Source organism: Pedobacter alluvionis, from assembly GCF_003664035.1.
GTDB lineage: Bacteria > Bacteroidota > Bacteroidia > Sphingobacteriales > Sphingobacteriaceae > Pedobacter > Pedobacter alluvionis.
The window spans coordinates 147,232-172,162 of record NZ_RCCK01000014.1; the positions used below are offsets into that span (position 1 = coordinate 147,232).

At 38.8% G+C, this 24,931-nt stretch carries 16 protein-coding genes and 1 tRNA gene; 13 read left to right on the forward strand and 4 right to left on the reverse strand.

Annotation, left to right across the window (positions count from 1 at the left end):
- Nucleotides 1-775: 775 nt before the first annotated feature.
- The 10 genes from BCL90_RS20155 (at nt 776) to BCL90_RS26055 (ending at nt 14,210) form a co-directional block, all read left to right on the forward strand.
- Entirely contained in the window at nt 776-2,290 is a 1,515-nt protein-coding gene (locus BCL90_RS20155) for a sulfatase-like hydrolase/transferase (protein ID WP_208529933.1), read from the forward strand.
- Between the two features lie 76 nt (nt 2,291-2,366).
- A complete protein-coding gene (locus BCL90_RS20160; protein WP_121286542.1) occupies nt 2,367-3,401 on the forward strand; it encodes a hypothetical protein in 1,035 nt (344 codons plus the stop codon).
- A 151-nt stretch (nt 3,402-3,552) separates the two neighbouring features.
- Entirely contained in the window at nt 3,553-6,927 is a 3,375-nt protein-coding gene (locus tag BCL90_RS20165; RefSeq protein ID WP_121286545.1) for a ferritin-like domain-containing protein, read from the forward strand.
- Nucleotides 6,928-7,539: 612 nt separating this feature from the next.
- Nucleotides 7,540-9,312, forward strand: a complete 1,773-nt coding sequence (locus BCL90_RS20170) for an alpha-L-fucosidase (protein ID WP_208529932.1) — start codon at nt 7,540-7,542, stop codon at nt 9,310-9,312.
- A 737-nt stretch (nt 9,313-10,049) separates the two neighbouring features.
- Nucleotides 10,050-10,358: an RNA polymerase sigma factor gene (locus BCL90_RS20175; protein ID WP_121286548.1), complete on the forward strand. Its 309-nt coding sequence runs from the start codon at nt 10,050-10,052 to the stop codon at nt 10,356-10,358.
- A 77-nt stretch (nt 10,359-10,435) separates the two neighbouring features.
- Nucleotides 10,436-10,702, forward strand: a complete 267-nt coding sequence (locus BCL90_RS20180; protein ID WP_121286550.1) for a hypothetical protein — start codon at nt 10,436-10,438, stop codon at nt 10,700-10,702.
- A gap of 59 nt (nt 10,703-10,761) precedes the next feature.
- The gene (locus tag BCL90_RS20185) at nt 10,762-11,139 is read left to right on the forward strand and encodes a response regulator transcription factor (protein WP_121286553.1); all 378 of its coding nucleotides are present in this window, start codon (nt 10,762-10,764) and stop codon (nt 11,137-11,139) included.
- Between the two features lie 597 nt (nt 11,140-11,736).
- Nucleotides 11,737-12,312: a Crp/Fnr family transcriptional regulator gene (locus tag BCL90_RS20190; RefSeq protein WP_244095150.1), complete on the forward strand. Its 576-nt coding sequence runs from the start codon at nt 11,737-11,739 to the stop codon at nt 12,310-12,312.
- Between the two features lie 82 nt (nt 12,313-12,394).
- Entirely contained in the window at nt 12,395-12,784 is a 390-nt protein-coding gene (locus BCL90_RS20195; RefSeq protein WP_121286556.1) for a RidA family protein, read from the forward strand.
- A gap of 319 nt (nt 12,785-13,103) precedes the next feature.
- Nucleotides 13,104-14,210 carry a hypothetical protein gene (locus BCL90_RS26055; RefSeq protein WP_244095149.1) on the forward strand — a complete coding sequence of 369 codons (1,107 nt, stop codon included), beginning with the start codon at nt 13,104-13,106 and terminating at the stop codon, nt 14,208-14,210.
- Between the two features lie 468 nt (nt 14,211-14,678).
- Here the strand turns inward: BCL90_RS26055 and BCL90_RS20205 are convergent.
- A tRNA-Ile gene (locus tag BCL90_RS20205) sits at nt 14,679-14,752 on the reverse strand.
- Nucleotides 14,753-14,978: 226 nt separating this feature from the next.
- On the opposite strand from BCL90_RS20205, the gene BCL90_RS20210 reads away from it, so the two are divergent.
- On the forward strand, nt 14,979-17,072 hold the full coding sequence (locus BCL90_RS20210) for an HRDC domain-containing protein (protein ID WP_121286562.1): 2,094 nt from the start codon (nt 14,979-14,981) through the stop codon (nt 17,070-17,072).
- Nucleotides 17,073-17,146: 74 nt separating this feature from the next.
- A complete protein-coding gene (locus BCL90_RS20215; RefSeq protein ID WP_121286565.1) occupies nt 17,147-18,415 on the forward strand; it encodes an Hsp70 family protein in 1,269 nt (422 codons plus the stop codon).
- A gap of 1,064 nt (nt 18,416-19,479) precedes the next feature.
- Here the strand turns inward: BCL90_RS20215 and BCL90_RS20220 are convergent.
- The 3 genes from BCL90_RS20220 to BCL90_RS20230 all read right to left on the reverse strand — a co-directional run bounded on the left by BCL90_RS20220 (nt 19,480) and on the right by BCL90_RS20230 (nt 20,855).
- Nucleotides 19,480-20,256 carry a helix-turn-helix domain-containing protein gene (locus BCL90_RS20220; RefSeq protein WP_121286568.1) on the reverse strand — a complete coding sequence of 259 codons (777 nt, stop codon included), beginning with the start codon at nt 20,254-20,256 and terminating at the stop codon, nt 19,480-19,482.
- A 208-nt stretch (nt 20,257-20,464) separates the two neighbouring features.
- The gene (locus BCL90_RS20225) at nt 20,465-20,662 is read right to left on the reverse strand and encodes a cold-shock protein (protein WP_121286571.1); all 198 of its coding nucleotides are present in this window, start codon (nt 20,660-20,662) and stop codon (nt 20,465-20,467) included.
- A 4-nt stretch (nt 20,663-20,666) separates the two neighbouring features.
- Nucleotides 20,667-20,855 (reverse strand): cold-shock protein, encoded by a 189-nt coding sequence (locus BCL90_RS20230; RefSeq protein ID WP_121286574.1) that lies wholly within the window; start codon nt 20,853-20,855, stop codon nt 20,667-20,669.
- 781 nt (nt 20,856-21,636) lie between these two features.
- Between BCL90_RS20230 and BCL90_RS20235 the strand changes: the two genes are divergently transcribed.
- Nucleotides 21,637-24,348 (forward strand): PQQ-dependent sugar dehydrogenase, encoded by a 2,712-nt coding sequence (locus BCL90_RS20235; RefSeq protein ID WP_121286577.1) that lies wholly within the window; start codon nt 21,637-21,639, stop codon nt 24,346-24,348.
- The last annotated feature ends 583 nt before the right edge of the window (nt 24,349-24,931 follow it).

Sequence of the window (24,931 nt, forward strand, 5' to 3'; positions counted from 1 at the left end):
GGCTAAGATTTTATTATCGGCGTTAAGAAAACGAACAATATGTTTCTGCGTATCACAAAACTACAATATTTAAATTTGGGACATTAGTAAGTTAATTAAAAATCTTATGCTTCACAGGGAAATAAAAATCTAAATCAATTGATGGAACAGAAACAAGATGAATGATGTTCCAAAAATGAAAGATCATATTCCAGCGCAAGTCTTAGCGCCTCGGGCTTAAGCAATTGCCTGCTGAATTTTACTTTAGTTAAAAGTAATGTATTAATCTCTAAAAGTCTAAATTAGTTAAGTTGTTATGAAAGCACAAGTCAGCCACCCCCATCACTCCGCAAACTAAAGACTTGCGCTCAATGTCATTAAGTTAAACCCTCGGCTTAGGTACGCATAATTTAACCACAGATAAAAAGGATGCACACAGATATAAAAATCCGTGTTTATCTGTGTACATCTGTGGTTAAAAAACTTAACTTAATGACATTGGACTTGCGCTAGTAAAGGGCATCGGGCGAGTCTTTTTTAGTTGAAACAGACCGTAAGATAAAAAACCTTTGTTTATAGATGTTCAAATACTTAAAATTAAGTATTTGACTGTGTTTTTTTCCTGACTACATTTAGTATACCAAACGAAGAAGTGTAAAGTTTTACCTTGAATTTCTATTTCATTTTTTCTTACGGGCTTGCAATTGGCAATACCCTTTAAAACCTATGGTTGTTGAGGGTTATCCAACAATTGACAGAACCTTACATCCTTTTCATAATAATAAACAAATAAACAATGAACTTAAAAGAAAAACTTAATGAAATTGGGCAAAAGCCTGACATGATTCTTATTGTTACTGATGAGCAACGTGCCACACAACATTTTCCGCCTGGATGGGAAGAGAAAAATCTCCCAACGCTAACTTTTCTAAAACAGAATGGATTTAGTTTTGACAGAGCTTTTTGCAATACCTGTATGTGCTCCCCAAGCCGGGCAACCTTATTTACAGGAACATATCCTGCCAAACATGGTGTAAGCCAAACGCTAACCGAAGGAGGTCTTTTATCTCCGCAAGAACCAACACTAAGTAATTCTTTGCCCAATATAATGAATGTACTTTGGGCAGATGGATATGATGTGCAATACAGAGGCAAATGGCATATGAGTAAAGGAGTAGCGCCTAATGGAACTAAAACAAATTACGAAAGTTTAACCGCTGCAGATATTTCATTATACGGAGCAATGGGATGGGTTGCTCCAGATGCCGGCGAAGATGTTAATCCCCTTAATTTTGGTGGTGGATATGCAAATCACGATGCAAAATATACAGCCGAAGCCATACAATATTTGAAGGAAGTAAAAGCGCAAAGAGCTGCTGGAAATCATAAACCGTATTGTCTTATTCTTTCACTGGTCAACCCGCATGATGTATTAGCGTATCCAAAATCAGCAGGGACTTCAGGATACTATCCCGAAAGCTGGTTGGGCAGAGAAATTGGACTTCCTGATACCATAAATGAAAATTTACTTGAAAATAAAAAACCAATGGCACAGGAACAAATTTTACTCAATATGGCATTAAGTCTGGGCGAAATTGCTAGTGCAGAGGATAAACTAAACTACATTAATTTTTATGGTTATTTATTAAGTCATGTTGATAAAGAAATTGGATATCTGATTGAAGAATTATACAAAGAAGATGAGCATGGAAATAAATTGGCAGATGCTGCAATTGTTACTTTAACATCTGATCACGGAGAAATGGGTTTGGCTCACGGAGGATTGCGACAGAAAACTTTTGTTGCTTATGAAGAAGCATTAAGAGTACCACTTGTAATTTCAAATCCAATTTTATTTAAGGATCAGAAAATAAAACAATCAATGGCATTGGCGACATTGGCCGATATTATGCCCACTTTTATTGATATTGCAAATGTATCAAATCCACCTACAGGACTTGCGGGTACAAGTTTACTTCCTGTAATGGAGAATAATACTCCTGTTCAGCATAGTATCTTATTTACTTATGATGATATTAAGGCAGGCTCTAATAGCAGCTGGACGATTGTAAAAGCTGCTAATCGTATTCGTTGTATCAGAACAGAAAAGTGGAAATTCGATTATTACTTTGATGCTTCAACAGCTTATTTCAAACAATATGAACTGTATGATTTAGTCAATGATCCGTTAGAAAGTACCAATCTTGCTTACGATCCGGCATATAGCGAAATCAGAAAAGATTTAGAAGCGCAATTGCATCAACTTGAGATAGAAAAACTCTGGGTCAATATGCCAAAAGATGTTTATTAGTAATACGACATTCGACTAAAAACACCTTTAAAATCTAAAATACAACCACTCAAATAGTAATAATAAAAGCAAAATTATGTCACAAAATATAAAATCAGAGGTAAATACAGTAAGTTATGCAGATTTTAATAATCCTGCCGGGCAAACAACCATACAAGGAATCAGAGGAGTTTCGGGATCTGAAAATGTATATATCGCAGGCAGTTTAGTAGGTTCGAATAATCTTGTTCAGGGATTAATTTATGAGGGAACAATTAAAGGAAGCGGTAACGAAGGAAAGTGGTATAATGTTAATTTTCCGGGTTCACCAGAAGCTACCGTTATTAATACTTCTTGCTACGGACCTAATAACGGACCTCATGGTACGATACAGTTAGTTGGATCTTATAAAATATCAGCCTCTACCGGTAAAGCCCCTAGTGGAAATCTAGGATTCTTTTACGAGGGTCCTGTTGATGGTTCAGGAACGTGGGTTCAGGTGTCACCCAATGACGGGAATACAAATAATGTATTTGTTCATAGTGTAATGGGTGGTCTTGCTGTTGGAAATTATGATGTTGATAATGATAAAAACGGATACGCATTTCTCTATGACATAGTCAATAAAAAATGTACAGACTTTAAAGTACCCGATTCATTAACCACTACTTTGTATGGCATTTGGCATAATGGTGAAGATAGTTATACTATGGCAGGAGGATATACAAGCCCAAAATTCGGCAAAATAAGTCAGGCCTTTTTGGTTGATTATAATTCTAAAACGAAACAAACCAGTAATTTGAAATCATTTAGCTATAAAAACGAAACAGTTTTGTCTATAATAACTCATTTTGAAGGCATTACAATTTCTAAAAAGGGTGGTTATAATATGCCATCGGATTGGCTTACAGTAAATGGAGAAAAAAATGGAGCATCATTTGTTTCTGTTAGTAGAAATTCTGACGGATCATTTGGAGAAGCAAATTGGATAGATATCGATTTTCCAGACTCAAGTGTTACAAGTGCTAATACAGTATATCAAAATAATATTTTAGGTATTTACGTAGTCGTAGATAGTACTGATACAAAAACAGTATCTTCTTTTGCTGCAAAAGTAAATATCGAACAATAGATGGTAATGTAATTTTGAGTTTTTGTCGCATTTATAGATAGGTTTTAGAATCTAAAGATTTTACGAAAGTCACTAAATCAATCAAAAATTATATAAATTTATGTCCTTAACCAGATAAATTAAACAAACGCATCTTAACCAATTACGCTCCATGAAAAACAATGAACTGAACATGCTCGTGGGCATGTTGCATCAGGCCTCCAAGCTTGAACATTGCCTGCTGGATACTTATCTGTATACGGCATCAACCATTAAAAGCCTGCCAGAAGAATTTGCCCTACTGAGCAACGGCAAACCCAACCTGAGGAAAGCTATCCAATTTGAAAAGGCCCGCCAGTGGAAGCAGAGTATCCTTGGTGTTTCACACGAAGAGATGATGCACCTCCACTACGTGCAGTGCTTACTGCGCGCGCTTGATGAGTCTCCAAGCTTTGCCCTGCCAGACCGGAAAAAAGACACCGGTAACTGGTTTATCTCCAACTGGGACATTTACCAGCCCGGGGAGACCCAGGATGAGGGTACCGAAATCCCCCTGGAAGGATTAACCAGTAAGCAGATCAAACAGTTCATTCTTTTTGAATCGACAGATTCTCTACAGGATTCAAGCCCGTTCGGTGACCAGAACAAAGCCCTGTTCCAGAAACTCTATGAGTTTGAACTGGATTTTCATCTCGAAGGGATCCTGTACAACATCGCCGACCAGCAAAAAAGAGACGACATGAAAAAGGCGTTGAACGATATCTACCTCAACCTGGCACCAAGTGACGAGGGGATGTTAAAGGCTGCCCTTCTGGAAGCCTTGCCCGATGCAGAGGAAGACCTTAAATATGTGCGTTTTCAGTCAATCGGAGACTTTTACACCAAAGGGATCCTTCCCCTCTACCAGCAGGCCTTCGACACCGGCAAGGTTAAAAATTCAAACCTTGGTTTCAACAACGAAATGCAAGGTTTTGCTGCCGGTGAAGGATTTCTGCCCGTTGGCCCTGTCTACAGGAGCAAAAACTACACAGAATTTTCAACGGCAAACGCACAAAATGCATTACGTTACTTTAAAAATGTAGAAAGCATCGTAAATGAAATTGTGGAGGAAGGAGAAGGATTTGAAGGATTTGAAGCCACAGCAGAACGTTTTTTGGCCAAAGTAACCGAAATTGGCGGGACAAGACACTACCTTGATGCCTGGAAAAAGGACAAAAGGAATGCCCGAACCAAAGGATACAGCACGCCCCCATGGCTTGCAGATGCAGAACTGTGTCGCCAATCACACCTATACAGGTTTGTGATGATCTATATGGATATGGAATTTGAACAGCAGCTCTGCAAAAATGTGGGCACTACTTTCAGTGCAAACCGGGATCCGCTGCCAATAGATATGGACAACCACTCCCTAAAAAAATTGGTTGCCGAAATGCCCAAACAATTCAATGCCTGTTACCTGGTGATGCTGTCATGGCTTTCCCGTATTTATGAGGTCAAACTCTGGGAGACCGACAAAGACCGGAGACTGGCAATTGAGATGATCGCCACCTGGCCGATGATGTCCCTGTCTATCAGACCGTTCTTAGAGCTTATCTCCTTTTTTCCAGTTGACCTGAAGGCAATGTTCAGGCTCGATAAGGATGCGCTGCCAGGTTTACCGACAGACGCAACGCAACTGGCAGATTATTTTTTAGATAACGAGCGAAGCGAAGCCATCAATAAACAGGTCGATTATCTGGCACTCCGCGTACTGGCAAATGTATCTGATTGGGCCAAAGAACAGATTGAGGTGGTTAAAGCCAATTTTAGCGGTTATCAGGCAGAAATGATCATTACGAGGCTTTCCGGACTTTCGAGATTGAACGAGTTCGAAAAACAGTTTCCTTTCCGCGAACATGGCGGTTATTCCAACACCATGCCCGACCTGAACTATCAGCAGGAATTCCCAGATGCAGGACTGTTTAGTGAAAACCCTTCAATGCTTGGCCAGGAACCTAAAGATCCGAATGAACAGGACAGGATATTCGAAGACACACTGGTACTCAAGCTGCGCTTCGGCGGTTTCGGCCTGGTCCAGCTTTCTACAGACCCTGACCCACCGACTGATGAGTCCGGCTGTACTGGAACGCATATGCTGCATGCCGCAGACGGGGAACGGACGCTTGACCGCGCATTGGTATGGCAAGACCTTCCCGGACAAAAAAATATCCTAAGGGAACCAAGGGAAAAATTGCCCCCTATAGGTGTCAATATTATTGATCTTACCCTACAGGTAACTGCTAACAGCGGGGCAACAGCCGGATACGTGCCTTTACAGATCATGCAATCCACTGGTGCGGTGCAGACTTCGGGCGTACAACAATACCTGGAGGTTAATGGTCTCAATGACCTGGTGAAATATGATTCTTCGGATGTGCTGAGCACGGGGAGTTCCCTACGCCTCAACCTGCTTGAAAAGGACGGCATAAGGCCTTTTTTAAACGGAGACAACCATCTGGTATCAAAAGACGGGGAACCGATTGATCCCTTCATCATTTCTGTCACCAACGATCAACACCAGAATATCTTCCAGCGCGAAATTTACAATGAAGGCAAAACTTTGCTTGAAATGGATCCATTGCAACGGGTGGAAACTTCGCGGTGGCCAACAGGATTTGATGCCAACCTGGATGATATCCCAACCTGGCTAATCGACCATCTTCCTGCAGATTACACCCAGGCGCTGATGCAGGGGCCACCGACCTACCTGGCCAGCAGGGCGGATGTTTTATATGAAGAACTGAACCTGCTTTTGAACAATGGAGCAGTCATGGATCAGAATAAGGTTGATCGGTTGATTTCTTTCACAGAACGCCTGTTTTTGATCACCGTGCCAAGAGGAACCACAATGGGCTGGCTTTCTATTTTGCTCAACTATGGTCACTCGGTAAGCGGTATTCTGAAATCATCCGAAAGCGATAATCCGATTTATGATCTGATTGAACGCGAACTGAATCTCAAAGTGAGCTGTGAACCAGAAGAAAAAGACCGCACCAAAGCGAATTCAAGATGGGTGGTCAAATACACTAAGGGAATTATGGATACTGATGCGATAACCGATTTAGTTTACGGGGAGCTTTATATTCCTTTACAGGTGATACCCGATGGGAGAAAGTTCAACATCAAAAAGAAATGGGTATTCGCCCCGGGAATGAAAGACCTCGTGGCCGGTTATACCTGTGATTTCTCAAAACCGTTCTGGGACACTTTCATAATAGAAGGTAAAGTGAGATCCATCACATTACCCAGCGGTATCAAAATAATAGAGACATTGGCTGAACATGATACTTATAGCTACAGTTATACGGCCGATGGGGTAACAGGAATCGATGGCTACACAGGTTCATTTAAGGTGAGCGTGATGGATGACAACCGTGTGGAGCTACTTTTGGAGGTCAGCTTCGGCTTTGAAAATACAGCTGCATTTAAAACAATGACTACCATTGTAGGGGGCTTCTTTAGCTCCACCTCAGCTGCACTAAATGCTCATTTCTCTCCGGAGCAATAATAAGCTAATAATATCCATAGGGCTGCCGGTCCGGCAGCCCTATAATAAGATACTTCCTGAGAATCAGCGCTTGTATAAATTGCTCCTTCCCTATCAAAGCATACAGCTTGTCTGGCAAGCCAGGCATCATTTAAGATTTACAAGCCTTAATCATTTACTACCCGATTTGAGAAGCAAACAGGTGCGAAATCCAGGAAATGCCTAAAGGATGATAACCCATTCCAGCGCAAGTCTTAGTGCCGAGGGCCTTAGCCGTCGCCTGACTTGCGCTTTCTTTACATCAATCTTGATCACCCTTGCTTCTTTCGTAATCTGTCGCCCCATTCTAGCATAAGTCTTAGCGCCGTCGTCTGAATGAGCTTTCATTAAATCAATACATTAATCTCTCTAAAAACTCCAATTAGTGAGGTGTTATGAGAGCACAACTCAGCCAACCCGTCACCCCGCACACTAAGACATACGCTAATAAAGGTAAAACAAACAAGAGGCTTGCAATCATATTACAATTGATTTTATAGATTAAAAATAAGTGTTATATTGAAGTTTATTAATCTTGACCTCATCAGCATTTGTGTTGCTGAGGTCGATTAGATTACAATATTAATTTAATTCATGATGAAAATTTTAAAAGCCAGTATCTGCTTTGCTATTATTTTACTTTGTTTTACAACAATACGGGCACAATCAACAAATAAAAAAAGTGCTGTAAAGGCAGTCACTCCAATACCACAGATACCTCCTCCAGGAGCAATAGATAGTACGCCAATGGGCGACTGGAACTCATTTTCTGAAGTAAAACTTAATTTACCTATTTACCCAGGCCCCTTCAAGCCTACCTGGGCATCTATTGAATCCAATTATCCGGGAGATCCAGCCTGGTTAAGAGACGCGAAGTTTGGCATCTGGGTTCATTTTGGGCCACAGGCATCTGGTGAAAGTGGAGATTGGTATGCGCGCAGGCTATATACTCCAGGTACCCCCGCATATAAAAAACATCAGGAAAAATATGGTCATCCATCAGAAGCCGGATACAAAGAAGTTCTTCGTGATTGGAACCCTAAAAAGCTGGATCCGGCAAAACTGGCTAAAATATATAAAGATGCCGGAGCAAAATTTTTAATGATCCAGGGTGTACATCATGACAACTATGATTTATGGAACTCGAAATATCAGCCATGGAATTCTGTCAATATCGGACCTAAACGAGATCTGTTAAGGGAATGGGCAAAAGCATGCCGTGCAAATAATATCCGCTATGGTGTTACCTTTCATCACGAATATACCTGGTGGTGGTGGCAAACAGCATTCGGCAGCGATACTGAAGGTGCAAAAAAAGGAATCCCTTATGATGGTAATCTTACGCTTGCGGATGGAAAAGGTAAATGGTGGGAGGGTTACGACCCACGCATGCTCTATGGAATTGACTTGCGTGAATACAAGGGGGTGGCAGAAAAATCGCACAGTCCCTGGTCGCCGCCTTCGCCGGGAATATTCAGCAAACACCTGGATTATGCCAAATGGTATGCAACAAATTGGGCAATGCGCATGATGGATGTGGTAGAGCACTATGATCCTGACTTTATTTATACAGATGGCACGGTACAGGGGCCTTTTACGGGTAATGGTACAGGTACCGGTTATAAGGCTGATGCTATGCAGAGCGTAATTGCAGACTACTACAACAGAACCCTGGCACATCGTGGAAAGGTGAATACCTTCAGTATTGTCAAGTTCCGTGACAAAACCAACGGTACAGTTACTACAGAGGAATTCGCTATTCCGGAAAACATTAAAACAAATCAGCCCTGGATTGCAGAAGCGCCTGTTGGAGATTGGTATTATGCACCCAACTTTACCTATGATTCCGGCATGATGATCAGATATGTGATTGAGGCAATCGCCAGAGACGGCAATGCTGCACTTTGTGTTTCATTACTGCCAGACGGTTCATTGGATGAAGGCAGTTTAAAGATGCTTAAAGAAGTAGGTATATGGATGCGCAGGAACGGGGAAGCGGTATACGGAAGCCGGTCCTGGAAAATCCCGGGAGAAGGGGAACAGCAAAACGGTAAGCTAAAAATGCTACCTGGCGGAAAATTGGGAAGGAAACAGGCAGAATTCAAATTCAGCAAAGAAGATTTTCGTTTTACGATAGGTAAAAACGGGTCACTTTATGCTTTTTGCATGACTGCACCAGAAAAAGGAGCTGGGTTAAAAATCAAATCCCTTGGTGTGGAGCAGAACTATTTAAATAAAGCAATAAAAAATGTAAGCTTGGTAGGATATAAGGGTAAACTGGAGTGGAAACAACAGAATGATGGATTGATTATAAATTGCCCTTCAGAAATGCCTTATGTGACCGCCGTGGTATTTAAAGTAGATTAATTTGTTTGAATGGGTGTGTTTTGATCTGGTCGCTCCTATTCAATTAATACAGGTGAGGAAGTGTAAACCCCAATGTCATTAAGTTAAGGTTTTTAACCACAGATGTACACAGATAAACACGGATTTTTATATCTGTGTGCATCCTTTTTATCTGTGGTTAAATTATGCATACCTAAGCCGATGGCTTAACTTAATGATTTATTACCCATTCCAGCAAAAGTCTTAGCGCTAAGTGCCTTAGCCGTCGCCTGACTTGTGCTTTCGTTACATCAATCTTGATCAACCCTTGCTTCTTTCATCATCTGTCGCCAATTATAGAACAATTCTTAGCGCCGTCGTCTGAATGAGCTTTCATTAAATCAATACATTAATCTCTCTAAAAACCCATTCTAGCGCAAGTCTTAGTGCCGAGGGCCTTAGCCGTCGCCTGACTTGTGCTTTCGTTACATCAATCTTATATTAAAACATCTTAAAGTCCAGCATTCAACTTTGGTATTGTTCCACCCATAAATAGTATCATTTTATGAATTTCCCCAGGAACTGATCGGAAGGAAATGCTATAAAAATCATTTTATTTTTTGCTGAAAATTTTATTGAAACAGTATCCTCCAGAAGAAAAAACACCCCCTATTTTCCGATCCGCGGCTTATACGCGAACCCTTGCTTAGGTAGAAAATGGCCATGCCAAATGGTATATGCTTTGTTGAAAGTTATTACATCTTAAAAAATATCTACCTATGAAACAATACGAATTTACGAACAACATCAAGCTTCATGCAGGCGCCCTACGTTCACATGCATTAAAGTTTACGAACGACATTGATGATGCAAATGATCTCTTGCAGGATACGTTGGTAAAGGCCACGCGGTTTGCCGCAAAATTTGACCAGAGAGCCAATATAAAGGGCTGGCTTTTTATAATCATGCGCAATACCTTTATCAGCAGGTATAGAAAACAACAGCGCGAACGGGAACGCGTTTTACAGGTTGAAGAAATCTCATCAGCAACTCTGTACAAGCGCAACCGCAAACCACGCCAAAAATAAGTTTGCAGGGAATGTTCTTTTTCATTAATTAAAACTTTCGGCCTTTTTATGCTGTTTATTTTCATAAAACTAAACCTATGTCAGATACAGAAAAAAACGAAAAACAAGAAAGACAAACGGATCAAAGAAACGATTCCGAGCAGCTAAACCAGATTGCATTAGGTAATACAGACATAGAAATCACTCCTGAGCGCGATAACAATGATCTTTTAAGTTTGCCAAAAACTTCGGGTACAGGTTCTAATCCTGCGGCCGCTAACCCTGAATCACTTATTGTACACGAGGATAAAAAAGAAAAGAGATATGAAGAGGATGCAAAAGACAACGCAACTTCAGGTGAATAATGTTAAATTGTTCCTTTACGCTATAACAGTCATCAGTTTATGAACAGAATTAAATTAATATGAACAAACTGATCGGAATACTTGAAGATGATCAGGGCATTAGGGATATATTAGAGTTTCTCCTTTCAGAAGAAGGTTATGAGGTAGAATGCTACACTACCGTGAATAATTTTTTAACCAAAAAAGATTCCAGTCCGGATCTTTTCATATTGGATGTAATGTTACCTGATGGCAATGGCCTTGAGGTATGCAAGATATTAAAGTCGTCACCAAAAACTTCAGCCACACCAGTAATTATGATGAGCGCACATGCCGATATGCAACAGATGAACAGTGGTTGCCGGGCAGAAGAATTTGTTAAAAAGCCATTTGATATTTTCGCAATGCTGGAAAAGATTGTACAATTATTAAATAAAGGTAATCCAACTACCCATTAATTATAGCTTTAGGGATGTTAAAAAAAGAATAAGGTACAGCCTCCCTTTCCTTTATGTTGTATTAGAAATTATTTTCTCAAATACTGTACTTCTTTAAGATCTGCCGTTCAGTAATGCAGTTTTTTTCGGCCCAATTTCTGGATTTGCTCTTTAGAATTGAGCAGGAAAATATGATTCAATTTTAGAAAAATCATCTTTGGAAGTGATTTTTACGAGTGGTTCTCCCCCGGTAAAGATCGCGGCCACAATCAACAAAATTCTTTGAGTGGTAAAGATTCCCCATTTGTCATTTTGGCACTCAGCTTAGGCGAGCTATCATTATTCTGTTTTTTATGTATGTTTTGTTACGCAAAAGTTTAGATACCCCGGATCAATGGATTATTATCCTTTTCCACGTTCTTATCATCTCTGAATGCCGCGCTTTGTTCTGGTGTCTTCGGGTCACTGCTGAGACTTGCCTTTCCGGCGATTCCACGGTAATTAATTGTTCTCTTGACCTGCTAACTGAAATGCAAAATTTAGTTGTACATCGTTGTTGTATAACAGGCTATTGAGTCTGTATCTTTATGCAAATAATTATTACTAGTTTGTATAGGTTTGATCAATAATCCAAAGAAAATATTAAGGGACCATATTGAAAAAGTGGTAAAACTTACAGACAACGAATTTGATTTCGTCATAGGTCATTTTGCGTTACAATCCTTTAAGAAAACCCAATTCATAATTCAGGCTGGAGACCACGTTAAAGATGTCTTTTTTATTTTATCAGGACTTGTAAAGCTCTTTTATATGGACGAATCCGCAAAGCAGCACATTGTATCGTTTGCCATGGAAGATTGGTGGGAGACTGATTTCAATGCCTATTATGCTCAACGTAGGGCCGTTTTCTCTTTGGCGTGTCTCGAAAATACCGAGACCTACTCGCTATCATTGGAAAACTTCAATAGGCTTTGTAATGGTCTGCAAAAAATGGAGCACTTTTTCCTTATGAAGTCTATCGCTGGCCACATTGGATCACAAGAACGCATACTGTCTTTTCTCACTTCTGATGCTCGAGCGCGATATGAAAACTTGATCAATAAGAGCCCAGGTTTACTGCAACGTGTACCAAAAGCAACGTTGGCTTTATATCTCGGTGTCTCCCGGGAAACTTTAAGTCGGCTTGGTTCTTAATATTTAAAATCTGTGATGTTTGTCACGCCTACTTCCAGGTGGGTATGTAGACTTTTGCATTAAATAATGCAAAAATACATATATGGAAAAGCGAGAAATTAACCCATGGACCTGGCAGGATGCCAGATCATATAGCCAGGCTGTTGAAGTAAGGAATGTAGAAAGCACATTGTATATTTCCGGACAAACGGCCATAAACGATGACGGCATTTCGAGTGATGCAGATATCAGAAGCCAGTTGGTTCAGACTATCGAAAACCTGGAGAAAGTGATTCATTGTGCCGGGTACGAAATGAAAAACATTGTTCGCCTCAATATATATACAACTGAATCTACAGCGCTTTTTGAAAATTTTGACGTACTGCAAGCCTGGATAATTAAAAATAAAATAAAACAGGCTAGTACGGTATTTGAAGTTAAAAGTCTTTTTGAAACGTTGAAGGTAGAATTAGAAGCAACCGTAGTTAAGTAAATAAATATTTATACAGGAAAGTACTTCTACTTATCAACTGTCTTCTAAGCCTGATAAAAATTAAGGCAAATAAATAAAAACAAAACCCTCTTTACGGAATGTAAAGAGGGTTTGTGGGCCCACCTGGGCGCCTTCTCGAACCATTTCCTATCTGATTTATGTTCAATCGATGATTTATTAAAATAAATTGAACTATTTTTTGAGGACTAACATCTTCCACCAAAATAATTCAGTGGCCAATTTTTGATTAAATGTCCATTTACAAACTAAATTTGGTTTATAAGAATTAAATATCAAGATTTGAGTAAATATTCAAATAATGCTCCAAGTAAGAAAATCTCTTTTTCTTTTCCTATCTATTGCTTTTATAGCCGTTTTAAATTTAAATATTTTCGGTCAGAACGTTACAGAATTCAAAGAAGTAGACAAGTTTAAACTATCTGACTATAATGTAAAAGTCTATTTCAAAGATCCTTTACTTGAGCTGATCAAAACATATCCCGATTTTGATGGCAAAGAAAATCAAATCAAACATAAACTTCTTTCAGATTATCTCTTCCACAATAGCTTATATATTTTTCAAATAAGTAAGAAAAAAAAAGTGCAAAAAAATTACGAACTATTTGGAAATCCTCAGAAGCTACGAAAGAGGAACTATTTCAATTTAAACGTACTGAAACCTGATGGAACTTTAGAAAAAAGCATTGATAAAGTTAATCTCGGCGGGAGATTCTTTGAACACATGGTCCTTTTTCAATCTGAAAGGGGTAAACAAGCAGTAGGAAAAGGCGTTCAAATCTGGGGGTATTTCGATAAAATTGAACCTTACGAAACGTTTAAAAATAGAATTACAGATCTAATTAAAATGGATATTGAAAATTCTATCTCTGACGATTTGCTCGAAAAAAAAATGGCACCGATAGAGCCTTTATTTGATTACCAAAAATTTGGTCTATCTCACGTAAAAGGCCGCAAACTTACGGTTACGGTTCTTCAATATGACTCTTTGGGCAATGTGGAAAACAAATATCCAAGAATAGAAAGCGATGAAAATCTCTATTTATCTTCCACCAGTAAAGAACTGATCTGGGTAATGGCCTTTCCCTTTTTTTCCGCTCAGGACAGCAGTATCCAGAATGAAAATAGAATTAAGATAAGCAGTAAACTTGAAAATATAAATCATTATCTCAAAGACATCAATGTGATGATTAATCCGACAACCAAACAAGTTGAAAGAATATTAGGCAAGTTAATTATTCATAGCTACTCTAGTGAGGGACATTCCACTTCAGATGTGCTTTATCAAGCTGAATTTGCTGCTATAGGTGAATTTACATTACCTAAAACGATTAAATACTGCGCTTTGGATGATAAGGAATTTAAAAGACCTACATTAACCATTGAAGTTGAATATGAATTAAAATAAATCAAATCATACCATTGTACAGGACGTGACACATCTTTATATCCCTGAATAAAACGGTTTAACTGGTTCACAGGAATTTTTGTTCCTGTATCGTAAAGACCAAGGTGGTTTTTAAGGTAATTTGTCACTAACAGCTCATACGGTTGATGATATATGCGTTCAAGTAAGAGAATAAGGATTGTCATGGCGTTGCCGTTATATTCGTACTTGGTACCGGGTAAGGTGTCAAGCTTAAATTTAAATAACTGTATTAGAAGCAAAACTATTAGACAATGAAAGTCCCAAAGTAAACCTAGAAAATCAACTAAAACAGCTGTCAATGTTGTTTTAAACTTAGATTTACTACCTAGAAATGGTACAGTTGCCATAAAAAGAGAAATAATTGGTTCGATCTTCCCAGAAAAATTGAGTTTCGACGGAGAGCAACAAAAAACCCCTCTAAGTCATCCTTAAAGGGGTTTAAAGCAGTGGGCCCACCTGGGCTCGAACCAGGGACCAAAAGATTATGAGTCTTCTACTCTAACCAGCTGAGCTATAGGCCCGGAAAAAAGGTATTCCTTTTTTGCGAGTGCAATGTTACAAATTTGAATTGAAATTAGGAAAATGTTTTCACCCTTTTTTCATAAAAAGAAAGAATATAAACTCATTTTCAAGCGCTTAATTTTAATTTTCATTTTACACACCCGCGTTTCTCATTAAAAAATGTTGATAAAACGCCTGCTCACCTGTCCTCAAATCAATTTCGAATAGGTTAATTTTGTAATTGATATGAATACGCCCGACCCGGACAACCAACTTCTTCTCGATTTTTTAGCCACCACCAATCAGCCTGTTTTTTTAACAGGTAAAGCTGGAACCGGTAAAACAACCCTGCTACGCAAGATTAGGGATACCACAAAAAAGAATTTCGCCATTGTTGCACCTACCGCTGTTGCAGCAATAAATGCTGGTGGCGTAACGCTCCATTCCTTTTTTCAAATTCCGTTCGGTCCCCTGGTTCCGGTTGTTGATGAAAACGCTGAAACTAATTTTAAATATTCAGACGAAAAAACAAGGCTCTTACGTTGCCTTGATTTATTGATCATTGATGAGATTAGTATGGTTAGGGTTGATCTGATTGATTTTGTCGACCGGACGTTAAAACGTGTTAAAGGCTCTAACCGTCCTTTTGGTGGCGTTCAGGTGTTAATGATCGGCGATCTGTACCAGCTCTCTCCTATTTTTCACGATGCCTGGTATATCCTGGGTAGTTATTATTCCAGCCCCTACTTTTTCGATAGCCTGATTTTCAGGTCTACGCCAATGCTTACGTTCACTTTAGATAAAGTTTACCGTCAATCAGACCCCGTATTTCTTGACATTTTGAATGGAATGCGGGAAAACAGTCTCGACGCCGGCCTTCTTGCCAAACTGAATGAGCGTTACGATCCATCTTTAGATCAGGAATGGAAAGATGATTACATCACGCTCACCACACATAACCAATTGGTTAATGAAATTAACCAGGGTTGTTTAGAAAAATTGCCAGGTGAGATTTTCGAATTCAATGCAGATGTAAGTGGCGATTTCCCTAAAGATGCCTACCCTACCGACGAAAAACTTCAGCTAAAACTAGGTGCACAGGTCATCTTTATCAAAAATGATTTTTCAGGTAAAAAGCAATTCTACAACGGAAAAGCGGCAAAAGTTACAGCAATCAGTCAGGATTCGATAAAAGTAACTTTCACCAACGGTGGCAGGGAAATCGAAATAGAAAAAGAAATCTGGCAAAATGTTAAATATAGCCTGAGCAACGAAGAAAATAAAATCGACGAAACCAGTACCGGATCCTTCTCGCAATATCCATTTAAACTGGCCTGGGCCATTACCGTGCACAAAAGCCAGGGATTAACCTTCGACCAGGCAATAGTTGATGTGAGCACCGCATTCACCCACGGACAGGCTTACGTAGCACTAAGCCGTTGCAGAAGCCTGGAAGGACTGATCCTGAAATCGCCTGTGGTTTCCGAAAATATCATTACCGATGCAAAAGTAATCAGTTTCACTAAAGCTGCTCATCAGGATAAACCTACTGCTGAACTGCTGGCACGTTATACGCAGCAATATGCCTGGGGATTGATTCATGAGCTTCTGGATTTTTCGCTGATTGCCAAAGATTGGGAGAAACTCGGTCGCTCCAAACTGATCGATAAAGACGAGAAGAATGCTTTTTTGGCTATTTACGAACAGGGAAACCAGATCTTTCAACACGAGATCTTTAAAGTAGTCAGAAATTTCATTACAAAGGAATTCTCGAAAATAAGCACCAATGAAAATCCTGCAAATGAAAGTGCTTTTATGGAACGTTTGCAGAAAGCCTCAGATTATTTTATTCCAAAACTTGAACAACTCATTACCTTAACGGCAAAAATTATAGCCATAAACTTTTATAATGATACGCACTCTGACAAATTACTTACGGTATTAAACGACTGTAAAGATGCACTCCAGATCAAGCTGGCTTTATTTAAAATTTCGTGGAACCCCTTTTCGATCAAAAATTACATCAATACCTTGCACGCCGCTGGCAATAAACAACCCGAGAAAAAACCAGTTAAATCGAGCATCAAGCCAAAAGAGATTTCCAATCCTCAGGTGTATAAAAACCTGGTCGAATGGCGCAAAACAATCGCACTGCAACGTGGCACCCAGGATTATGCGGTACTGTCTGACTTAGCATTACTTTCTATTGCCGAAAAAATGCCCAGAACTACCGACCAACTGGCAGCACTTAAAAGCGTAGGCATTGGCAATGCAAAAGAACTGGGCCAGCAAATTACGCGTATTGTAAACGCCCATTTAGGTACAAGTGAATTATTTTAAAAATTTTAGTTCTTAACACAATTTTTTAATACTTTCGCAACCCCATTTTAGCCGCCAACCACAGCATAACAACCATGAGTAAGTTTTTATACGGAATCGATTTTGGAACAACCAATTCGGCACTTTCTATTTATGATGAAGAAAAGAAGGAAATTGTAGACACCATTTCTATCCCTTCATTGATTTATTTTACAGAAGTAAAAAGTCTTGTTGATGGCGAAAGCCATATCGTTGGCGACAAAGCAATAGATGCTTATTTAAGTGACAACATGAAAGGTCGCTTCATCAAATCTATCAAACAAATCCTCTCAAGAACTACTTTTACCGAAACCCGTATCCATAATAAAAGATATACGGCTTCTGATCTGGTAACTTTAATTTTAAAAGATTTAAAAGCGAAGGCCGATCAGATTGTTGGTGAAGACTGTCACAAGGCCATTATCGGGCGGCCGGTTTTCTTTGATGATGACAATACCATGAAAGATAGCCTGGCGCAAACCAGGTTAAAAAAAGCTGCTGAAAACGCTGGCTTTACTGACGTGCGTTTTCAATTCGAACCTATAGGGGCAGCCTTTGCCTACGAAAAAACAATTAAGAAAAAAGAACGTGTTTTAGTAGCCGATTTAGGTGGAGGTACAACAGATTTCACCTACCTGATCCTTGATCCGGATAAAGTTGGCAGCAAAGACCGTAAAAATGATATGATTGCCTCTGGTGGTATTTATATTGGTGGCGATAGTCTTGATTCTGCATTTATGTGGGATAAAGGCACACCATATTTTGGAAAAAACACCATGTACGAGGCCACGCCAGGCAAGGTTTTAAATGTGCCGAAATCGCTTTTTGCCAATATCTGTACCTGGGATAAAATGAACTTTTTTAACGGTTTAAAAATTCAGAAAGAGATTGAGGAATATTATTATTATTCTGGAAACGATCCGAAATTCAAAAACCTGATCACCCTGATCGAAAATAACCTGGGTTATTCTTTGTTCAGATCGATCGAGAAAACAAAAATCGAACTTTCTGACCAACCTGTTTCTACCTTTGCCTACAGCAATATGGAGATTGAGATTAACGAAAACATTTCGCTCGAACAGTACAATTCGATTATCGGAAAAGACATCAATAAAATCAATGCTTACCTGGATCAGTTTATGGAAACATACAAAATCAACCCGGAAGACATTGACTGTCTGTTTTTAACCGGAGGAACATCAATGGTTTCAGCCGTGCAAAACCTGTTTAAAACTAAATTCCCTCATATTCCGTTAAACTCTGGTGATAATTTTAAAAGTGTAGCCAAAGGACTGGCCTACAGTGGTTATTTGTTCGAAAATTAATGAGCAAATTACCATTCCAGGCTGTAGCGAAGAACCTGTCACATAGCTGCACTTTCTATCCCGTCAAAGGCCTATCGTTTGGACACATCTTTTTTTAAGAATAGTTTAGGCATTTTGCTAACCAACTTTAATAAAGCACGGATTTTAACCAAGTACGCCGTCAATCCCAAGAGCCGGAAAAATCAAAAAAACAGCTGCTGTCTAGTTCAATTAGCACTAACAAACCTGAAACGCAGTGGTTTTGTGTTCATAAATGATGATTTAATTTAAAAAAATATTGAACACAAAACGAAGTGCCGTTGTTTTTTTGATGTGCATGGGATTGTGCAAAAGGCTCATTGGCGGATTGACGAAGCGTTTTGGGTACTTTGGCGCTCCAAAGTACCATGCCCCGCGGCATAGAGCGTTAGAAGAATGTTATATTGTGTCCACACGATAGGTAAAAGGCCGAGGATAAAGAAATATTGACTGGATCCGGAGCGCAATGCCTGTACAAAACATTCAGTTACTTCCCGTCTTTCGCTTTTACGCTTCGCTGCCTCGTACCTCGTTGCTGCAGGGTAACACTCCAACCGGGGCTATTAAACAATGCAGCATTTCATTTTTAGGGTATGCAAGGTGCAGAACATACCTGCAATATTACCTATTACTTGTTTCGACTATTGCAATTCCAAATATCTCCCCCGAAGGGTCGTCAATCTGTGTGAATCTGTGGTTAAAAACCTTAAATTAATGACATTTGGGTAGCGCTCCAAACGGGAATAAACTACAAATTACCAGATTATATTTTATTTTAGCCATGAAAAATACGGCTAACGCATACTGTAAACGCTAAAATACAATTACGTAACATTTTTAGGAATATTTTCCTTTCTTTAGATTAAGATTTTATAATTTAGCTGACGTAAAATTGGTGCGGCTGATAAAATAGATGCAGTAAGCAAAGCTTTACGCGTTAGGCGCGAAAACAATTAATGTGGTGAGGTCTGGAATACCTGTTTTCTTGAAGAGATAAATCAAGCAGATGAAATTTCTTTGGCAGACGCACCAATTTTTCATTCAATTTAGGCCAGGCGGCTGAATTGCAATACCGACATACCTCTGTGACGTTTAAAACTCTTGTTAAAATTAGTAGTTTGTTCGAAACCCAATAGTTCAGCTATTTCATCAATCGTGTACTCACTATGAATCAATAATTCTTCCGCTTCGCGCATAATGCGATCTTTTATAAGCACCGTCAGGCTTTTTCCAAGCACTTTATCTAAAAATTTATTTAGCTTGCCAGCACTCATCCCCATACCTTCCGCATAAAATTGGATCGATCTTTCCTGCCTGAAAAATTGTTCTAAAATTGCCCTGAATCTCAATACCTGCTGTAAATCATCTAAGGTTAAGGCAGCAAGATAGCCATTTAAACCAGCTGTATAACCTAGAAATAAAGACAAGTACTGTGCTAAAAAAGGTATATCTTTTTTAACATTGATTTCTCTCTTTAGCTGATCAAGCAAACTATAAGTTTTAGTCGATCTGTGCGAATCGAGATCCCTGAAGGATAAATTTAAAAAGAGGTTCTTAGCCTGAGGATCTAAATGCTGAAGTAAAAATTCTGCATATAGTAAACTACTAAAACTTAGCCAATAACCTGAAGTAATCTCTCCATCGAGCCTTACAAGGCCTTCTTCCGGAATAAAAAAAATCCTGCCTTTTAACAGGGGATAATCTCCGGAATTCATGCATAAAAAGCCATTCCCTTCACGCACAATTAACATACGCATAGGGTATATTGCCTGCAACGCACGCTCTTTTTTAAAAAAACCGTTAATTGGCTCTAGTTGTATCATAAAAATTTAAGGGTAAACAACTGTAAGATCAAATTCATCAAATTTGGTTACAAGCTGCTAAAATAAATTATTATCATGACAAATGCCTCCTGAAAAACAGACTAAGAATCAAATCTAAAAAAGCATCAATCTTTCGATTCCGTATTCAAATTAACATGATGCGAAACAATATATGCAATCGCATGCAAAAATATTAGACAGTATCTATCTATGCAGATAGCACAATTACCTTAGTGGCTTCGATGCCATCTGGTGTAAATTCAATATCAAATTGAACTATATTATTGGGTTTTATGGGATCTACTACACCATGAGCAAAAACACTCACTTCTCTTCCCCCATTTGATGGTGTAATACTTCCAACACCTTCTTTTTGATTATAAAACTTTACTGTGCCTAACCTCATAGAACTATTGAATCAGTTTTACATTAACGGCATTAGGACCCTTTTTCCCTTGCGCCATTTCGAACTCAACACGATTATTCTGACTTATTTTATCAATTAAACCTGTAACGTGAACAAAAACTTCGTCTCCGTCTTCTGTTATGATGAAACCAAATCCTTTAGATTCATTATAAAATTTTACTGTTCCCTGCATTTTTATTTAGATTTTACTCAATAAACATACAAAAAACTAAAAAGGTTTAGCTATTAAATAAAATTTTAGATCTGATCAATAGATCAGGCCATGAGTATTGATGATTTATGCTGACCAGAAAAGGGCGCATACAAATAAATAAAACCAAAGGCAGCATTCGAAACTTTCTTATCGATTATCATCCATTTAGCGCCGATAATTAAGAGTTTGAATTTAAAAAACCATGCAACAGCCATATTCTGCCAGTATCTAAATCTGAATTTATCAGTCCCATACGCTAAGCTTCCTAAATAATAAAGGATTGTAAGAATACCAGGAATAGATCCGGTCTTTAGTAAATACCAGTTTTTTTCAATATCAAATAAACCTCCATAGAGAAATTTTCTACCTGAAAAAGTATTTGAAAATTGAACTAACCCTTTTTTCCGCTAAAAATCACATAGAAAACACTAAAACCACCTAAAAGGAAAACTATTCCAAGAATCAAATTTACTTTATCACCCATTTTGTTAAGTTACAGATTAAAATGACAATGACAATAAACTGACAAAAAATAATTAAAAAAACAACTTATGGTTGTACGATTTTGAACCTGACCTTCACTATTAGGAATGATGTTTATCAGATGATGAATTCAAAGCAAGTATTACAACAAGCTTCATTTTATAATGCTATCAATCCATAACAAATCTATTCTCCTATTTTTCGCATAAATTTTGATACAATGCCTTAGGCTATAAAACTATCTCCTATATTTATTAAAAATCAGTCAACAAAATAAATGAAAACAACTTTTACCCTATTGTTATCTGCCATTGCATTTGTACTTATATCGGCAACAACACTGAACAAACACATATACGAAAGCAAAACTTTCGATTTTTTCCAAAAACATAAAATAGACACACCAGACCAGGACCGCTTTGTGAAGGTTACCCTTGCGCAGGGAGAATTTACAGAACCTACCGAAATGACCGTACTTCCAAACCTTGATATTTTGGTTGCCCAACGTAGAGGTGAAGTATTGATTTATAAAAATCAGACTAAAAAAATTAAAGAGGCAGGCAAACTCGATGTTTATTTTAAAAGCAATACCCCTTATGTAAATGCAGAAGAAGGTTTATTGGGTATGGCTGCAGATCCAAAATTTGCGGTAAATAAATACATTTATCTTTTTTACAGCCCATTTGATAAATCTGTAAACCGGTTATCAAGGTTTAAGTTGGTTAACGATCAGATTGTAAAAGAATCGGAGAAAATTGTACTTGAATTCTATTCTCAGCGTGAAATATGCTGTCATACCGGAGGATCTATTGCTTTTGGATCAGATAACCTGCTATATGTATCAACAGGCGATAACTCCACCCCATTTGATGCGCCAAAACAACAATATGTAAACAAAGGCTATGCCCCGCTCGACAACAGAAAGGGATTTGAACAATACGACTCCAGGAGATCGGCCGGTAATACGAACGATTTAAGAGGAAAAATACTTAGAATCAAGGTAAATGAAGATGGTACCTACAGTATTCCTGACGGTAACCTTTTTCATAAAGACAATCCGAAAACCAAACCTGAAATTTATGTAATGGGAAATAGAAACCCTTACCGCATTTCTGTAGATCAGAAAACCAACTTTTTATACTGGGGCGAGGTTGGACCTGATGCGCCGGACGATGACGATTTGAGAGGTCCAAGAGGTTATGATGAAGTAAACCAGGCACGAAAAGCGGGTAATTTTGGCTGGCCTTTGTTTATAGGCAATAACTACCCATACAAGGCCTACGATTATACCAATGGTACTAACGGAAATGCATTTGATCCGGCAAAACCGATCAATAATTCGCCAAACAACACCGGTTTGGAGCAACTGCCCCCAGCACAACCTGCTTATATCTGGTATCCTTACGGAGAATCGAAAGAATTTCCACAGGTTGGTGCAGGTGGCCGAACAGCAATGGCCGGTCCGGTGTACTATGCCTCAACAAATTCACCTTACCCAGCCTATTATAACGGAAAGCTAATTATTTATGAATGGGTACGTGGATGGGTTAAAGCGGTAACCATGAATGCACAAGGTGATTATGTAAGCATGGAGCCATTTATGGCTAATGTTTCTTTAGCAGCACCTATTGACATGGAATTGGGTCCCGATGGAAAATTATACATTCTTGAGTATGGCAAAGGCTGGTTTACCAAAAACCCTGATGCCGCAATTACCAGAATTGATTACCTGAAAGGCAACCGTCCACCATTAGTTGAAAGCCTGAATATTGCAAAAACAAGTGGTTTATTGCCTTATAAAATGACAGCAACCGTTACCGCTAAAGATCCGGATGGCGATCCTTTAACCTACGTATGGAATGTTGGAAAAGGCGTTACCAAAACCACCACTGCGCCGACCCTACAGTATACCTTTGCTAAAGCGGGCGAATATCCGGTAAGTGTTACCGTAATTGATAATAATAAAACTTCAGCAAAAAGTCAGGTGATACCGGTTTTTGCAGGTAACGAACACCCTGTTGTAAATATAGATTTAACAGGTAACAAAAGTTTTTATTTTCCTAATAAACCAGTTGATTATAAAGTTTTAGTAAGTGATAAAGGCGCTAAAGTAAATACTAACCGCATATATATATCAAATACGTATACAGAAGGAACCGATTTAGCTGGTGCACAATTAGGGCACCAGCAGGCAGCACAAACCATGATTGGTAAAGCACTCATGTTGAAATCTGATTGTAGCACCTGCCATAAAGAATCAGCTGTTTCTATCGGCCCAGCTTTTGATAAAATTGCAGCAAAATATAAAAACGACCCTAAAGCGGTTGATTACCTGGCTTCAAAAGTGATTGGCGGTAGCCATGGCGTGTGGGGAGAAGTACCAATGCCTGCACACACCGCAATGAAAGAAGCTGAAGTGAAAAAAATCACAGAGTGGATTATGACTTTAGGCAATAAAGAAGCGGTTAAAGCCTCACTTCCAACTACGGGCAAAATCATTCCGCCAGCTGCTACTGATAAGAAGAAATCAGTTTTAACTTTAAAGGCAACTTATACCGATGCAGGAAGTACAGCATTAAAAAAACCGTTAACCACAACAAAAGTGATCAACCTGAGAAGTAATGTAATTGATGCGGACGATATCAAAGATTTTGGGGGCTTTGAGCGAAAAGATATTTATGGTGGTGAAAAACTTATTCTGACTAAGGATAACGGCTGGATAGCCATTAAAAATGTTGACTTAACCGGTATTTCAGGTTTTAGTTATTCATTCTTAAACCTCGATCCCGGATCAGATGGTGAAATCGAAATCAGATTGGACGATAGTAAAGGTATTATGATCGGGAAATCTACTTTTAGAAAAAGTGTGCCTATTAATATGATTTCGGATGGAAAAACCCATGATATTTATTTCGTATTTAAGGTGATAAAAACAGGCGATAAAAAGAGCCGGGCCATTATCCAATCGATTACGGTAGAACCTAAATAGGTCTATAAATAAAATTATTTTGATGTTGGCGTCATTCCCGCCTGCGCTTATGGTGTGGACACATCTCTGTTAATTTACATTTGTTTTTTAGCTTCTTTGCCTAGGTCGATCGTCATGCTGAATTTATTTCAGCATCTTTCCTTCTAATAGCAAGCTTTAATATCTTAAAAAAATATACTTTGGAGATAAATGTTGTTTTTTCCGCTCTATGCCGCGGTGGCATGGTACTTTGGAGCGCCAAAGTACCCAAAGCGCTTTGTCAATCCAGCAATGAGCCTGTTGCACAATCTCACACGCATCAAAAAAACAGCGACACTTCGTTTTGTGTTCAATTTTTTTTTAAAATAAAATCATCGGTTATGAACACAAAACCACTACGTTTCAGGTTTGTTAGTGCCGTTTTTACTGTTTTGCAGCTGTTTTTTTGATTTCCCTGGCTCTTGGGATTGACAGCGTCCTTGGTTAAAATCCGTGCTTTATTAAAGTTGGTTAGCAAAACGCCTAAACTAACTTAAAAAATATGTGTCCACAAGATAGGCCTGCGCGGGAATGACGCAACTATAAATATCACTCGGCAATTACG